This is a genomic window from Streptomyces sp. AK02-01A (assembly GCF_033795305.1).
Classification (GTDB): domain Bacteria; phylum Actinomycetota; class Actinomycetes; order Streptomycetales; family Streptomycetaceae; genus Streptomyces.
The window spans coordinates 85,284-100,959 of record NZ_JARBAE010000004.1; the positions used below are offsets into that span (position 1 = coordinate 85,284).

At 68.7% G+C, this 15,676-nt stretch carries 9 protein-coding genes and 1 pseudogene; 1 reads left to right on the plus strand and 9 read right to left on the minus strand.

The genetic code is table 11. The annotated features are described in order from the left end of the window. Positions 1 to 51 precede the first annotated feature (51 nt). The 5 genes and pseudogenes from PV679_RS06545 to PV679_RS06565 all read right to left on the minus strand — a co-directional run. Positions 52 to 516: a helix-turn-helix transcriptional regulator gene (locus tag PV679_RS06545; RefSeq protein ID WP_319679084.1), complete on the minus strand. Its 465-nt coding sequence runs from the start codon at positions 514 to 516 to the stop codon at positions 52 to 54. A gap of 336 nt (positions 517 to 852) precedes the next feature. After that, positions 853 to 1,833: an SUKH-3 domain-containing protein gene (locus PV679_RS06550; RefSeq protein WP_319679085.1), complete on the minus strand. Its 981-nt coding sequence runs from the start codon at positions 1,831 to 1,833 to the stop codon at positions 853 to 855. After that, positions 1,830 to 2,234: a YwqJ-related putative deaminase gene (locus PV679_RS06555; protein WP_319679086.1), complete on the minus strand. Its 405-nt coding sequence runs from the start codon at positions 2,232 to 2,234 to the stop codon at positions 1,830 to 1,832. Before PV679_RS06555 ends, PV679_RS06550 begins: the two co-directional genes overlap by 4 nt. Continuing rightward, entirely contained in the window at positions 2,212 to 2,685 is a 474-nt protein-coding gene (locus PV679_RS06560) for an SUKH-3 domain-containing protein (protein ID WP_319679087.1), read from the minus strand. Before PV679_RS06560 ends, PV679_RS06555 begins: the two co-directional genes overlap by 23 nt. Positions 2,686 to 2,741: 56 nt before the next feature. Continuing rightward, positions 2,742 to 4,418 (minus strand): annotated as a pseudogene (locus PV679_RS06565) (YwqJ-related putative deaminase); the annotation flags it as partial. Between the two features lie 253 nt (positions 4,419 to 4,671). Between PV679_RS06565 and fxsT the strand changes: the two are divergent. After that, positions 4,672 to 7,587 (plus strand): FxSxx-COOH system tetratricopeptide repeat protein, encoded by a 2,916-nt coding sequence (fxsT, locus tag PV679_RS06570; protein ID WP_319679088.1) that lies wholly within the window; start codon positions 4,672 to 4,674, stop codon positions 7,585 to 7,587. Positions 7,588 to 7,709: 122 nt separating this feature from the next. Here fxsT and PV679_RS06575 read toward each other — a convergent pair whose 3' ends face one another. The 4 genes from PV679_RS06575 to PV679_RS06590 all read right to left on the minus strand — a co-directional run bounded on the left by PV679_RS06575 (position 7,710) and on the right by PV679_RS06590 (position 15,669). Further along, positions 7,710 to 11,354 carry an Ig-like domain-containing protein gene (locus PV679_RS06575; RefSeq protein ID WP_319679089.1) on the minus strand — a complete coding sequence of 1,215 codons (3,645 nt, stop codon included), beginning with the start codon at positions 11,352 to 11,354 and terminating at the stop codon, positions 7,710 to 7,712. A 746-nt stretch (positions 11,355 to 12,100) separates the two neighbouring features. Beyond that, positions 12,101 to 13,012, minus strand: coding sequence for a hypothetical protein (locus PV679_RS06580; protein WP_319679090.1), 912 nt, complete (start codon positions 13,010 to 13,012; stop codon positions 12,101 to 12,103). Positions 13,013 to 13,172: 160 nt separating this feature from the next. Continuing rightward, positions 13,173 to 14,264 carry a ricin-type beta-trefoil lectin domain protein gene (locus PV679_RS06585; protein WP_319679091.1) on the minus strand — a complete coding sequence of 364 codons (1,092 nt, stop codon included), beginning with the start codon at positions 14,262 to 14,264 and terminating at the stop codon, positions 13,173 to 13,175. Between the two features lie 82 nt (positions 14,265 to 14,346). Further along, positions 14,347 to 15,669 carry an RICIN domain-containing protein gene (locus PV679_RS06590; protein WP_319679092.1) on the minus strand — a complete coding sequence of 441 codons (1,323 nt, stop codon included), beginning with the start codon at positions 15,667 to 15,669 and terminating at the stop codon, positions 14,347 to 14,349. Between the last annotated feature and the right edge of the window lie 7 nt (positions 15,670 to 15,676).

Here is a 15,676-nt window from a genome sequence, read left to right on the forward strand (position 1 = left end):
TCTCCCCATCAGCCGGCCGCCAGTGCCCCAGCGGCGTCTGCCGGCAGTCGGTCACGCGTCGGTTCGGCCGTCGGGCAGTCCGACCGCCTTTCGCAGTTGTTCCACCACGGTGAGAGCGGCGTCCTGCATCTCGGGCGGCAGGCCGGCCGCGCGCATCGCGATGCGTTCCACCCTGGCGTCCCGCAGTGCCTCGATCTTCCGCAGGTCCCGCTCGACGGCCTGAGCGGTGGCGGAGTCACTGAAGTAATCCAGCGGAATGCCGAAGAACTTGGCGATCTTCACCGCGTTTTCGAGGCTGGGCTTCTGCGTGCCCTTGCGGAGGTTCCCGATGTAGGTGCCGCTCAGGCCGGTCCCTTCAGCGATCTCCGAGTCGCGCCAGGGACGGCCGAGATCCTTCGGATAGATCACCGAGATCACGCGCCGGAAACGAGCCGCGAAGTCCAGGGAGTCCGACGGCTCCCCGTCGTCGCCGGATCGAAGAGCCGACGCTTCTGGGCGTGGAGAATCGGAGGCCATGAGCCGGATCATAGAACTCTTCGGCTGTCAGCGGGGATCCCGCCCGCCCATCTATATGCACGATTGTTTCGAATAAAACGGCCAAAAGACGCATCGCGCGTCGAATCTGCGCCGATTAACCAGCAAGCAATCAACGATAGTTGACTTACGCTCAGGTCAAGTACAGGATCGACGACGTCGGCGCACGCACCTCGTGGCAGTCTCACAACAGTGCCCAGCTCCGCAGGCGCAGGGCGCCGCTGCCCCACGGGGGTGGGCAACAGTGCCCCGCGCCACGGTTCCCCGGCGGTGCGCGGACGGACGGATGCGGGCCCGGGACACCGCCGTACCGGCGTCCTACTCGGCCGGCCCGGACACGGGTCCTGCGGCCGGTGGGCCGCCGGCGTAACCGGCGAGGTCCGCCGCGCAGGAGGCGAGGACGTTCGCGGCCCGGCCCATGGACGCGCCCGCTCCTGCGGTCAGGGTCAGTACGGCCCTTCCTGGCGTGGGTGAACTGCCCACGGTGATCGAGCAGTCGACCGTGGCCAGCGGTCCCGTGGTCACGCGCGGCACGACGAGCGAGAGCACAAGCTCGGCGCCCCGGGCCGTCACTCCGTGTTCCGCCATGGCCCGCTCCATGTCCTGGGCCATGGGTCCCGCGCTGTTCTCCAAGGAGTCGCCACGCAGCGGGAACGTCTCGTCGAGAACGAGCACTCCGACGCCGCGCAGCGTGGTGACGCGAAGCCGTACCGCACGCGCGCTGAACGCTCCGCCGCTGTGCAGGACATAGACGGCGACCATGGCCGCCCTGGTCGCGTCCGACATGGCGCGGTCACCGCGTATGCCGTCGAGCGGCCAGCTCCAGGTGCGGCGTTCCACCCGGTGCGGCCGCCGTCCCTCGGCGAGGGCGACGAGTCCGGACCGCGCGGATTCTCCGAGCAGCCACGCACCGCCGTGGTCAACGGCGAAGAGGCGCCCTTCCTCGTCCACGGCGAGCAGTCCGTCCGCGTCGGTCCTGCCGAACGGGAACAGCCGGGTCCCGATCGTCTCGCCCAGCGCGGCGAAGGAACGCTGCGCGTGCCGGGCCTCGGTGGGGTCGACCACACAGCCCGTACTCGCGACGTCCCGGCCGGGGCCGACGGGGCCGATGCGCAGTCCGTGGAACTCGCGCAAGGACTTCTCCGCGGCGGGAAAGAGCTGCCACCTCGCGCCGTCGGCGACCGGCTCGGAAACCGCCACCGTCCGAAGAATCCCGAGCGTCGCCGCCCCGCCGGCGTCACGCTCCTCGTGCCACCCGCCGGCGATCAGCGCGTCGGATGCGTAAGATTCCGGGCTCATACGCCGATGACGTCTACGCCGAGCCGGTCGAGCAGAGCCGAACACGAACGGCACACCGGTGCGGGCGTCCCGTGCTCCGGGTCCCCGTGCGAACGGATCTTCTTGGCGACAAGCGCGGAGCCCGCGAAGTGCGGAACCGCCTCGTCGAGAGTCGTCGACCGCCCGCCGGGCCGCTGCTGGTCCAGGAACCACATCTGGTCGGACACGAGCGCGGACTCGGCGCAGTATCCAAGGAATGGCTCGCGCAGCTCGACAGGCAGCCCGTCGAAGAATTCCTGCACGGCAGGATGAAGATTCGGCCGTTCATCGCCACTGAGGTTGGTATGGCTGGCCACTTTTCCCTGCACGAGCAGAGAAGCGGCAACGCCTGGGACCAGTTCAGACAAAATAGTCCTCCGCATCTTCCATCCGGCTGCTCAACAGACTGATGAACGCCTCATATTTATCACTCCCCAGGTAGTAGGCACCGGTATGGTGATAGAAGAAGAATCGTCCCGATTCATCGACAAGGATGACAGCTCCGTCATACGAGTCGTATCCCACCGGAAACAGCTTGACTCCCAGGTCGGACGCAAGCTCGGAGATTTCCTCGGCTTCTCCCTTGAAAACCAGGTGTGGAGTGAGGACAGCAATATTTTCGGGCGCATCGTCAATAAGCGGACGCAGCAGGCCGTGCTCGCGCACAAAAGCGGTCGCGGTATCTGTCGGCTCCAGCCGCACCCCGTACGCCTGGTACCGCTCCATCACCGTGCGCATCAGCTCCTGAGCCTGGTCTCCGATGTCCCGCCCCGGGTGCCAGCCGGATTCCGCCAGCCAGGCGTCGACCTCTTCAGGGGTTGAGAGAATCGCCATGCCCCACACGCTCCCTTTCAGTGATGCGCGCCCACGCCGGCCAGTGGCAGCATTCTCGCACACGACCGACAGGGCTCCTTGTAGTCTCCATGATTCAGGAATCCGTTGGGAGTGTCCTGCTCTCCTATCTGTACGGAATAGACAAGAGCCCCGCGCATTGCCTCGCGAATATCTTCAGGAGTACGAATCGCCGTTCCGTCCGGGTCCATCTTGTGCAGTCGATCGGAAATAAGGGCGACTTCGGCGCATTTTCCATGACCGGCACCCGGATATTTTCCCTCAGCCCTGAGGTCATTTTCCACCTGGTCGAGCACACCCTTGAGCGCCGGGTGCGTTTCGAGCTCCCGCTGGCCGTGGCGCTTGGTGGAGCTGGAATGGCTGGTCAATTCTCCGTCATGGAGGAGGCTGCCCGCACACGACGTCACCAGGCGGTCCTTTCCCGGCGGATTGTGCCCCGCCTCCTGATCACGCGCGTCGTCCGCCAGTTGACGAGCCTCCCGTTCGAGCACCGCCACTCGCTGATCGTTGTCGAGATGATCGACACGCAGGGCGTCCCGGCGATGGTGTTTCATCTTTCCGGCGCTACGGCCGTGCCAGGACGGCTGAGGCTCCAGCGGACGGCCGCCACCGCCGCCGTTGCCGCCACCGCCGCCGTTGCCGCCACCGCCACCGTTGCCGCCACCGCCTCCGCCGTTGCCGCCGCTGTCGTTCTTCCGTTCCCTGGCAAGGCGAGCGCGGATGTCGTCGTCGTTGTTCTTGTGGTCCTTCGAGATCTGACGGACGGCCTTGGGCAGGGTCTGACCGACGTGGTCGCCCATCGTCTTGACCGCGCTCTCCAGGGCATCCATCGCCTTGTCCGCGATCGGATCGATCATCTCGGCGATCGAATCCCGCCCACGCGTACGTCCGTGTGCGGTCTTGGCCTTGGTCAGCTTCCCGGCGGTCTTGCCATGCATGCTGACGCTGACCCCATTGAGCTGGGTGGAAGCATGGTCATGCTCACCATGCTCGATATGAAAGCCTCCGCCGGACCCGGCACCGCCGCCACCGCCGCCCGCGGAGGCCAGACGCAGGGCGTCCTTCGAGCCCTGCACGCCCTCCTTGAAGCCCTCCGCACCCGCCCGCTTCGCCTGATCGAGATCCACACCGTCCCGCACACCCATGGCCGTGGCACCGAGCTGCACAACAAGATCAGCCGCGAGGTTCTCCAGGGCCGCGACCGCCGGCTCCGTCATCGCCGAAACGATGTAACCGATCGCCTCCTCGGCGCACTCCTTGATCAGCCGCCTGATCACCTCCTGCGTCGCCCGCATCGCACCCGCGCCAACCAGCGCCGACAGACCGCCGGTCACCGGGATCAGCGACAGCGCGATGCCCGCCTCGGTCGCCAGATAACCGAGCTGGACCAGCGCGGCGCCCTTCATCACCTCGATCGCTCCGGCCGCCGTGTCCAACGCACCGGCGACCGTCCGCGCCGCCGACGCGATGTCCTTGATGTGCTTGTCCTTGACCTTTCCCCAGTGCCCGTTCAGCGCGTCCAGGGCCTCACCGTGCCCGGACGACAGCAGACGCTGCACATGATTGTTCGCGAGCTGCCCGTCGTCCTCCAGATCCTCCGCGAACTCCCGCAGCGAGTCCGCCATCTCCCGATAGGCGTCCTCATCCACATTCGGCCAGGCCACACCAATGAGATCCAGCAGAGTGTCGGCCCAGTCCGGCACTGTGACAGCCACGCCCAACCCCCCGTACGTTCAAGCGTGTTCACCCTGTGTCGCGCGAACACCCCGACACCGTCGACGCGAATGATTCAAACCGTCCGTACGGTCCGTCCGCAAGGTGAACGCGTCCGCTCGGCGCGCCTTTGGGCCCTGAGCCGCCGACGCCACCTGAAATAAGCGAGCTCGACAGTTGGCGCGTCAACCCGCGCTGCCCGCATGATTGTTGTCTCCGCGCTGCCGGACGCGCACGAGGAGACTGGGGGCAACGGTGACCGACACCAGGCAGAGACTCTTCATCAGTTACGCGGGCCCGGACCGCGCCTGGGCGGAGTGGGCGGGCTGGCAGCTCGAACGGGCCGGTCACCAGGTCGAGGTGGACCGGTGGGACTGGCAGACCGGTGACGACTTCATCCAGCGGATGGACCGCGCGCTGAAGAACGCCGACGCGGTGGTGGCCCTCTTCTCCAACTCGTACTTCGCGCCGGAGCGCTGGACCCAGATCGAGTGGACATCCGCCGTCGCCGCCAAGTACCGCCTCGTCCCTGTGTCGGTCGCGCCGCTCACGGTCGACGACATCCCTACCATCCTGAGTGCGAGGCTCCGCAAGGACCTCCATGGGCTGGACGAGACAGGTGCTGTCGCGGCGCTGCTCGAAGCGGTCGACGGCCCGTCCCGCCCGACCGGCCCGGTCGCCTTCCCCGGCGGCCCCGGCGCTCCTGAGGCCGCTTCCGGTCCTGAGGCCGTTTCCGGTCCTGAGCCGGCCGGTCAGCGGCCCCGGCTGCCCAGTAGCGCCGGCCAGCCCGATGTCTGGAATGTGCGTCGCCGGAATCCGACCTTCTCCGGCCGTGAGGCTCAGCTCGTCCAGCTCCGTGACGGCTTGCTCAACGGCCAGCAGTCACGGGTCCACGCTCTGCACGGCATGGGTGGTGTCGGTAAGAGCCAGATCGCGCTGGAGTACGCCCACCGCTTCGCCAGCCAGTACGACATCGTGTGGTGGATCGACGCCGAACAGGCCGACCAGTTTCCCGTCCACTACACCGAACTCGCCGACCGCCTCGGCATCGCCAAGCCGGATGCCGGCACCGAGCACAACGCCCGGGCCCTCCTGCACGATCTGCGCAGCAGGCAGCGCTGGCTGCTCATCTTCGACAACGCCGAACATCCCGATCAGATCGATCCCTGGCTGCCCGACGGCCCCGGTCATGTGCTGATCACCTCGCGTAATCCCAACTGGGGCGACATCGCGCACCAGACGGCCCTGGACGTGTTCACCCGTCCCGACTCCCTCACCTATCTCAGGGCCCGCATCCCCAGCATCGCCGACGAGCAGGCCGACGTCCTCGCCAAGGACCTCGGCGACCTGCCCCTGGCCCTCGCACAGGCCGCGGGTGTCATCGGCAACGGCATGACCCTCGACCGCTACCGCCGGCTCCTCACCAGCAGCACCGCGCGCATCCTGCGAGAAGGCGAAGCCCCCGGCTATCCGGCGTCACTGGCCGCCGCGACCGACATCGCGACCACCCGCCTCGACGACAATCACCCCGACGCGACCGCGCTGCTCCGCCTCGGCGCCTTTCTCGGGCCCGAGCCGATCCCCACCGCGTGGCTGGAAGCCGCTCGCCCTCGGCTGACCACCATTCCGGGCGATCCCGACGACCTGATGTGGCCGCACGCCTCGCTCCAGCACCTGGGCCGCTACGGACTCGCCCGCATCGACCACGAGACATTCCAGATCCACCGGCTCACCCAGGCCGTCCTCCGCGACCAGACCAGCCCCGATCAGGCCGCGTTGATCCGTGCCGACGCCACCGCCATCCTCGCCGCCGTGGCTCCTGGCGATCCGGAGACTCCGGAGACCTGGCCCGCCTGGGCCTCGCTCACCTCTCACCTCACCGCGCAGCACATCGGGATCACCGACCGGCCGGAGCTGCGCCCGATTCTCCTCAAGGCCGTCCTCTTCCTGATCCGAAGTGGCCAGTCACGGGCCGCACACGGCCTCGCCGACTCCCTGCGTCAGGCGTGGAGCGCGGAGCTGGGACACGATCATCCCGATGTCCTGAGCTGTGCCCAGTACTTCGGCCACGCGATGATCGACCTCGGCGACAGCGGGAACGCCCGCCCTGTCATCGAGGAGACCCTCGCGCGTCGTCGCGCCACTCTTGGCGACGACCATCCGGACACTCTCCAGTCCGCCAATGACCTCGCCGTCACCCTGAACACATTCGGCGAACACGCCGAGGCGCGTCGCATGGACGAGGACACCCTCGCCCGCCGGCGCCGCACTCTCGGCGACGACCACCTCCACACGCTCCAGTCCGCCAGTAATCTCGCGGCGGTCCTGCACAGCCTCGGTGAATACGTGGAATCACGGCGTATGGACGAGGACACCCTCGCCCGCAACCGCCGCACCCTCGGCAGCGACCACCCGCACACTCTGCACTCCGCGCACAGCCTCGCCATCACACTGAACGAACTCGGCGAGCACACGGAATCACGGCGCATGGACGAGGACACCCTCGCCCGCCGGCGCCGCACCGTCGGCAACGACCACCCCGACACCCTCCGCTCCGCACACAGCCTCGCCATCACCCTGCACAGCCTCCACGAATACGCGGAATCACGGCGCATTCACCAGGACACCCTCACGCGCCGACGCCGCACCCTCGGCGACGACCACCCCGACACCCTCCGCTCCGCACACAGCCTCGCCATCACCCTGCACAGCCTCGGCGAACACGCGGAGGCCCGGCACACAGAGGTGGACACCCTCGCCCGCCGACGCCGCACCCTCGGCAACGACCACCGCGACACCCTTCACACCGCACACAGCCTCGCCATCACCCTGCACGAACTCGGCGAACACAACGAAGCACGACGCCTGGACGAGGACACCCTCGCCCGTCGGCGCCGTACCCTCGGTGACGACCATCACGACACCCTTGACTCCGAACTCAGCCTCGCCATCACCCTGCACGTGCTTCGCGCCTATCCGGAAGCGGTCCACCTGCTGGAAGACGTGCGGGCCCGCCGACGCCGTCTCCTCGGCGACAACCACCCCGACACCGTGCGCGTCACCCGATCCCTCGCCAATACGCTCACCGCGATGGGAAAACGGTTCGAGGCCCAGAAACTGCTGGCCCCGAAGAAGCAGAACAAGCGCCGCTTCGGCCGCAAGCGCCGGTAGGCGCCCGGGGCCTGTCCGGCACATCCCGCATGGCCGGATCAAAAGCTCCGGCGAGTGGCAGAAAAAAGAGGAGGGAGGGGCCTGTTCGCCCCTCCCTCCAGACGCCTCTCAGCGGCCAGGCATCAGGTGAGCTTCACCTGCTTGCGCGCCGACGTACTGGCCAGGAAGTTTCCGTTGCCCGCGTAGACAGCGGTGACGGTCGCCGTGCCCTTCTTCTTCGGCAGTGTGATGGAGAAGCTGAGCACTCCCTTCTTGTCGGCCGACAGCGTGACCTTGCGGGTCGTCGTCTTGCCGCCGACCTTGGCCGTCACCGTGATCGTGCCGGTCGGATAGGCGGCGCCGGTGTGGCCTCCGACCGAGACCTTGACGGTCTCGGACTTGCCCTGTGCCAGCTTGGTCTTGGAGAGCGTGAGCGACGTGGTCGTCCTCGCCTTCTTGACCGTGAGCTTCTGTGACGCGACGCCGCTGGGCTCGACGGAGTCGGTGCCGGAGAAGCGTACGGACACCGTGTGCGTACCGGCGGCGAGCGACGCCGGCAGCTTGAATGTGCCCGCTCCCGTCGTCCCGACCTTCGCCGTGAGCGATCCTGTGCCGTAGTTCACGGTCACCGTCCCGCTCTTGGCGCCCGCCACCGAGAACACACCGGAGGCCGGGCGTCCGTAGCTGGTGGACTTCTCCACCAGCGCCATCGCGATGGAGCTCTGGCCCTTCGTCAGGACGAGCTGCACCGGGTCGGAGGTCGAGGTGTCCGCCGACGCGGTGCCACCGAAGGCGGCGGTGAAGGTGTGCGTGCCCGCCTTGAAGCCGGCCGCGACCTTGAGAGACGCCGTCCCGCCGGTGGCCTTGGCCGTGCCGAGTACGGTGGTTCCGTCCCGGAAGGTCACCGTGCCGCCGTCGGTCCCGTCGCCGGTGACCACCGCCTTCAGAGTGACCGCCGCACCGATCTTCGGTGCGGCCGGAGTGAGTGTGACCTCCGTGGTGGTGGTCGCGAGGACCTCGACGACGCCTGTGCTCGTGAAGCCGGAGCCCGCGCCGACCGCGCTGATCGTCGCGCTTCCGTAGGACTGGTCCGCGGGAAGCGCGGCCTGGAACGACACCGTGCCGTCACTCGTGGCGACCGCACTGCCGAGGACCGCGGAGCCGAGCGTGAAGGCCACGCTCTCGCCGTCGCGGTAGCCGGAGCCGCCGACCGTGACGGTGGCCCCGGGCGCCGGCCTGGCGTCGCTGACGGTCAGCGAGCCCGGACGGGAGAGCGCCTCGTACTCGGCGCAGGCTTCGCCCTGGACACCGACCGGCGGCGCGGCTGTCGCCGTCCCGGTCACACCGTCGTCCTCGCGGACCGTGATGGTGCCGAAGTCCTGACTGCCCAGGACCGCGTTGCTGGAGTTGGACACACCGAGCTTGTAGGCGGTGCTCGGAGTGGCTCCGGCGACGGTGTCACCGGCCGCCGGGATGTCCACCACCTGGCAGGTCGTGCCCGGTGCGAAGGTGACCTTCTGCATGGCCAGCCCGACCTTGCCGGTCGCCGAGCCGACGACCGTGAGGTACGCCGAGACCGGTGAGGTGCTCGCCTTCGAGAGATAGACGGCCGCCGCGGACGCGCCAGGACCGTTGCCTTCCTCGGACGTGGTCGACGCGACATTGACGGTCGGCCGCGTCTGCGGACTCGGCGTGCCCAGGGCCTTGGTGGCGAAGCCGAGGTCGGAGAGGTAGACGCCACCGGTGCTGACGCCGTCGGCGCCGACGGCCGCGGTGAACGCGACCCTGGTGATGTGCGAGAGGTCGAGCCCGGCGGCGGCCAGCGTCGCGGTGGGAACCCGCACCTGCTGGAGCACTATCTTGCCCAGCGTCGTCGATCCGCTGGCCGGCATCCTGGTGACGCCCCAGGTGTTGAGGGCCGACACCAGGCTGCTCCAGGTGCGTCCGGAGGAGTCGGTGACGCTCAGCGTCATGTCGGTGCCGGTGGTGACGCTCTCGTCCGGCGACATGCTGACGGACATCTCGTCGTAGCGCGACACGTTCTGCTGGGCGGACGGCAGCGTCACGCCGAGCGCGCCGGTCGTCGCCGTCCAGGTCAGATGTGTCATCACGTTCAACGGGACGTTCGGCGCGAACGAGGCCGGAGTCCAGTACGGGAGCTGCTGGTTGGTGAGCGTGCTTCCCGGGTTGGTGCAGAGCGGGTACGGCTCCGGGACGGTGCGGCCGGACTTGTTGGCGCAGACGGTGGCCGTGGCCGTCGATGTGGTGCCGATGAGCGGACTGGTCGTCTTGAAGGTCGCGACGTCCCGGCGCCCCGAGGACGGCTGCTGCGCCACCGTACGGACATCGGCGAAGGCGGACACCGTCGGCGGCAGAAGCTGTGAGCCGTCGAAGAGACCCTGGAACTGGGTCCGGCCGCCGAGAGTCGCCTCGAAGAACCCGGATATGTACGCGGCGCCCAACTGGTACTGCTGCGGCGCGGTCAGCCGGATGTTCTTGCCGGAGGCCAGCGCCGTGGCGTTCGTACCGCACACGGCGTCACCGGCGCTCGACCAGTCGTCGGAGCCGCCCGGCGACGGCGGAGTCCACTGCGAGTTGAAGAAGTTGTGGTCCGCGCCCATGACCCAGACGTCGGAGCGCAGCACATTGTCGGCGAACGCGTCCCGCGAGTCCGCGTAGAAGTGCTGGCCCTGCTGGTCGGAGACATCGCCGTCGCAGTACGGAAGCATGGTGCTGGTGACCACGTCCGGCAGCGTGGTGCGGGTGAAGTCGACCGGGGCCAGCGGGAGCACCGACTTGATGTTCCACGGCTGCGGAAGAGCCTCGTTGAGAGTGCCGGCCGCCACGACGCCTTCGCCGCCGCGCGAGTGGCCCATCAGGCCGATCGCGCTGAAGTCCATGGAGCCGACGAGCTGCGACGCCGTCAGCGTGCCGCCGGGATATGTGGCGTCACCGGAGGTCAGCGCCTGCTCCAGTGTGACGTCCTGGTCGGTCACCGCGTCGTGATACGAGACGGCCTGGCCCGCGTTGGCCTTCTTCAGCATGGTCAGCGTGTCGAGGACGAGCTGGCCACGGCTGCGCGCGCCGTTGTCGGGCGCGAGCTGGTTGTCGTTGGCGTTGATCGCGTTGGCCGAGATCGACACCACCGCGATGCCGTCGGCGGCCAGCGCCTCGGCGGCGGCGTCGTATCCGGCGTAGCTGAGGATCGGCGCGGTGCCCGGCGCACAGGGCCAGCCGCTGGCGCCGCGCAGGGTCGTGGTGTTGTAGCAGGAGCTGTGGCGGCCGTGCAGGAAGACCGCCACCGGGTGCGCCTTGCCGTCGGTCGGCAGATAGACGCGCCCCTCGAATTCACCGCGGATGCCGCCGATTCCGGCGAGCGGAATCGACTGCGCGCCGAAGTTGTAGTCCGCGATCGTGTACGACCCTGTGCCAATGGTCGTCGGGTCGTCGGCAGTTGCTCCCGAACCGCCGATGTCGCTCGTGATCGCGTCGTTGGCCTTGTCCTCCGCCTCGGTCAGCTTCCGCGCCCGGCTCTGGGCCGCGGCCGACAACAGGCTCGTCGGCCCGGTGGCGGTGCTGTTGCCGCCGGCGGACCACTGCCAGGTGATCTTCTTGGCCTTCGCCACCGAGGGATCGGCCGTGGTGACCGTCAGCGTGCGCCCGTCGGCGGACTCCGCGGCCGGACCGAGGTCGCTGCCGTCGGCCACCAGCTCGGGCAGGTCGCTCTTGACCGGCAGGGCCTCGTCGAGATCCAGCGACACGACATAACCGCCGGCGGCCTGAGTCACGGTCCATCCGTCGCCCGAACGAACCACGGGCGAATCCGCTGCCGCCGAAGCGGAAGCAACCGGAGCCAGGGCCACCGACAGCGCGCCGAGCGCCACCAGTCCCGCGACTCCACCAGCAAGCGGACGCAGCCGCGTCCGCAAGGGTCTTGATATGTCCACCTGTACGTGACCTCACTTTTCGAGCGCGCGAGCGACTGCCGCCCGTGCGCGGCGCGTCCGAGGACGCGGTTGAAGCGTTTGATCGACAGCGGGACGAACGTTCACATCTCAACTACCTGCGTAGGGCAATGAAACCCAGATGTTCCAGATTTTTGATCTCGCGGATATGTAAAACATTCTGAAAGGCCATTTGCCGGATATCTCGCCCACACGGCCTGACCTGGCCTTTCGCGAAACGCGTTACATAAGGCGATCCGCGGCTGGTGACGGCCGCCGGACTTCGGATGGCTGAAACTCGTCGTACACGCAAGCGTCTTGGAGGCCACTCGACCGCAGAGCAAAAGGTGCGTGCCGGACATGACGGGCCGACGCCACCGAACTCTCCATGGCGGCCGGCCAGAACACCGGCGCCCGGCCACGGATACGGCGGAGGAGCAGAGCTTCGCGGAAGTGACGTGCCATCAGATCATGGCGAGAGAAGCTCCGTTGGAGCGCGCCGACGGGATTCAGTCGGCCGTCCGCTCCTCGGTGCGTGGCCCACGAGGCCACAACTCCGCGCGCCGCGCCACGAATCCGTACCTACGGCCCTACGGTCGGCGCTTACGCCTGCGTGGCCGTTCCGGCTCCGGTTCTTCTCCTTCCGGCTCTTCCGTTTCCGGTTCTTCCGTTTCCGGTTCCGGCTCTTCCTTCTCGCGCCCGCGCACCGGTCGACGGCGCGGCGCCTCGCCCCGACCGCCGGAATCCTTCCGCGCCGAGCCGGACACTCCGCGCGTGGCCTTCTTCCGCGTACGGCCGCCGGTGGCGGTCTCGTGCGTACTCTCGGCCGTGCCCTCGATGGCCTCTCGCGCACCGCCGCCGACATCTTCGGAGACACCCTTCGCCGTCTCCGCGGCGCCCTCCCCCAGCGCTTCAGCGCTCTTGCCCGCGCCTTCGCCGACGTCCTCAACCGCCTTTCCCGCGCCTTCGCCGACCTCTCCCACGGCCTTTCCGGCGCCTTCGCCGACGGCCTCGCCGGCCTTTCCGACACCGCGTCCCAGTTCGCCGACCGCCGCTCCGCCGCCTCGTCCGACATCACGGACCGCCGAACCGAGAGAGGCGGTCAGATGCTCAAGAATCTGCGGATTGCGATCGACCGAGGTCAACAGGCGGTCGACAACGGTGAGCACATTGTCGAGCCGGACCTTGAGCAGCGCCTGCGCCTCGACGCCTTTGATGTCGAGCTCGACGCGGCCCAGGGCCACGTCCGCTCCGACATTGAGCTTCAGCAGATCGAGCACCTCCGCCTGGAGCGACACCCGCGCCCGCAGATCCTCGACCTCAAGGTTGATCTCCTCGATATGGAGAGTGGGAACATCGAGCAGCACATCCGGTTCGCCGCTCGGCTCGACCACCGATCCCTCGTCGACCTCTTCCGCCTCGTACGGCTCCTCTTCCTCGTCGGCCTCATCAGGCTCTTCCGGCTCTTCCAGCTCTTCCGCGATCTCGGCGTCGTCGTCCATGTGACCCCTCAAGCGTGGGTATGGATCTGCCACCTCCGCACTTCCACCATAAAGCTGACAATCCACGCGTGCGCTGCCGTGGGAGTGGAGTGGTCAAGGAAGACGGCCGAGCGGCCAAAGATTCGAACATCTTTCCGCTACGGTGCCGGTGCCCGGCCGGTCAGCCCAGGGTCCAGGTCTGGTTCTTCGTGCCGGTACAGGGCCACAGGATCGCCGGAGTGCCATTGCCGGTGCGTCCGTCGTAGATGTCCACGCACTTGGTCGCCGACCGCGCGACCAGATCCTCGGTGTCATTGAGATAGAACTGCTGCGCGCCATTTCCGCTGCACACCGCCACCTGGATCGCCGTACTGTTCGCCGTCGAGCCACCGGCCACATCCATGCACAGGCCCATGGCACGTATGGTGCCGTCCGCTCTGAAGTCCCAGCGCTGCGCGGCGGAGCCGTCACAGGGCCAGAGCTGGAGTTGGCTGCCGTCCTTGCCGTTGACGGCGCTCAGGCACTTCCCGGACTGGGCGCTCACCAGAGCACGCCCGGCGGTGGAAGCCTTCGCGGCCGGCGGCGCGGCCTCGCGGGTCGGTGCCGGTGCCTTCCGCGCCGCGGCCTTCTTCTCCGGCTCGGCCTGCGGCGCGGCCGTCGCCGGCTTCGCCTTCTCGCCGCCGCTGGGAGGCCGGGTCGGAGCGACGCTGTGACCGGGCGAGGCGGAAGGAGACGGCGACTCGGCCGTGTACACCTCCGCGCCACCCGGTGGGATGTCCTGGAGGACCGTGCCGTCCGTGGACCGCGTCGCCACGGCCGCCCGGTCCTTGCCGCTGCCGTCGGACGCCATCAGAAACGCCACCGCGACCAGCAGCGCGCCCGCGATGGCCGCGGCGGCCAGCAGCGGCTTCTTCGGACGGCCGGGCGCCGGGGGTTCTTCCGTGTCGGCCGCCGGTACGTCCGGAGGAGCCGCCCGGCCCGCCGTCGCGGCGACCGGCGCCTCTTCTCCGGGCTCCGCTCCCGGCGGCGCGGCGACCGGTGCCGCCTCGGCCGGTGCCGGTGCCGCCTCGGCCGGTGCCGTGCTTGCCATGGCGGCGTTCTGCACCGTACGCGGTGCGCGTTCCGGCGCCGGTCTCAGCGCGCCGTTCGGCGCTCCGGACACCCCGGGCAGTGCGACCGCCTGGCGCACCACCGGCGCACCGGCGGCGCGGGCCGCGGCCGTCCCGGCCGCGGACACGTCGGCGTTCGCATCGGGGGTCCGCTGAGCGGACATCACTCCTCCATGGAGTCGCTGTCGGCGGCCCGGTACCGCCGGTGAAGGCGAGCGCGCGAGCCGGGAGTCGGAGCGGGACGGCTCAGGAGAACGACCACAGATGGTCGTCCTTGATGTTGCAGTCGAAGATGGTGAGATGGGCGTCGCGTCCGCCGACGCCGTAGTAACCCTGCACATCCAGGCACCTGTTGGCGCTGGAGTAGTTGCGGATCCAGAACTGGCCGCTCGACCTCTTGTCGAGGTACCACATCTGGTTGTCGCCCGCTCCCGGGTCGCAATGCCACTCGTACACGCGCGTACCGGCGGGCCTGCCTCCGTAGTCCGGCAGATCGAAGCAGTAGCCGTCCTTGGTGTTACGGATCGTGAAGAGATCGGCGCCGGCGGGACCCGCGCCTTTCTGGCTCACCACGAAATCCCACCGCTGGTTGTCATTGCTGGACCGGTCGCAGGAGAACTGGTTGACAGGGCCGTTGAGCGTGCCCTTGCCGTAGTTCGGTACGTCGACGCACAGCCCGGTCATAGTGTTCTTGATCAGGACGCCTGTCACCGTGTCGAAGTTCGCGCTCGTCGGCAGCACGCCGCCCGTACTGCTCAGTGCCCGTACGACCTTGGCCCGGGTTTTGGCCGGCTTCGGGCTCTTCGCCGGAGCGCTCTCCGGCGGGGGCCCGGACGGTGCGGAGTACCTCACCGCCGACCGCGGAACGTCGCTCGCGGGCGGCGTCTTTGTCTTCTTGCGCTTCGGAGAAGAGGAAGGCGAGGCGGGCGCGTAGCCGTCCGGGCGCTGCCGCGCGGACTCGTCGTCTCTGAGCACGGTGTCGGAGGAGAGCCGCGAGACGGCGGACGCTTCGGTCTTCTTCTCGTCGCCGTGCCCTCCCAGGAACAGGAGCGGGACGCCGATGAGCAGTGTCCCGGCTATCGCCGCGGCCGCCAGCAGCGGCCTGTTGGGACGGCCCGAAGGCGGCTCGCCGCTCTCCGCGACACCGGCGGACGGCTCGGACGGCGCTCCCTCGGCGGTTGCCGAGGCGGAGACCGCGCCGGCCTCCTCGCCCTGCCGCTCCGGCTCGGCACGGCTGTCGGGCGCACCGGGCTCGGGAGCCGCTGGTCCGGCAGCCGCTGGCCCAGAGGCCGGTACGGGAGTGGCGGCGGGCTGCGCCGTGCCAGGTACGGAGGCGCCGGCCCGGCCCGGTACTGCGGCGGCGCTTTCCGTCTCGTTCTCTTTCCTCTCCGTGCTTTCCGTGCTTTCCGTGCTCTCCGTGCTCTCCGGTGAGCCGGGACCGGGCGCCGGAGCGGCCCCGGCGCCTGCTCGCGGCGCGAGGACGAGGCCGGGACCGGACTCACCGGTCAGCGGCGGCAGAGCGGTGGCTCGGCGCACCGTCGGTCGCGGAGCGCCTTCTTGACGCGACATCAGCAGT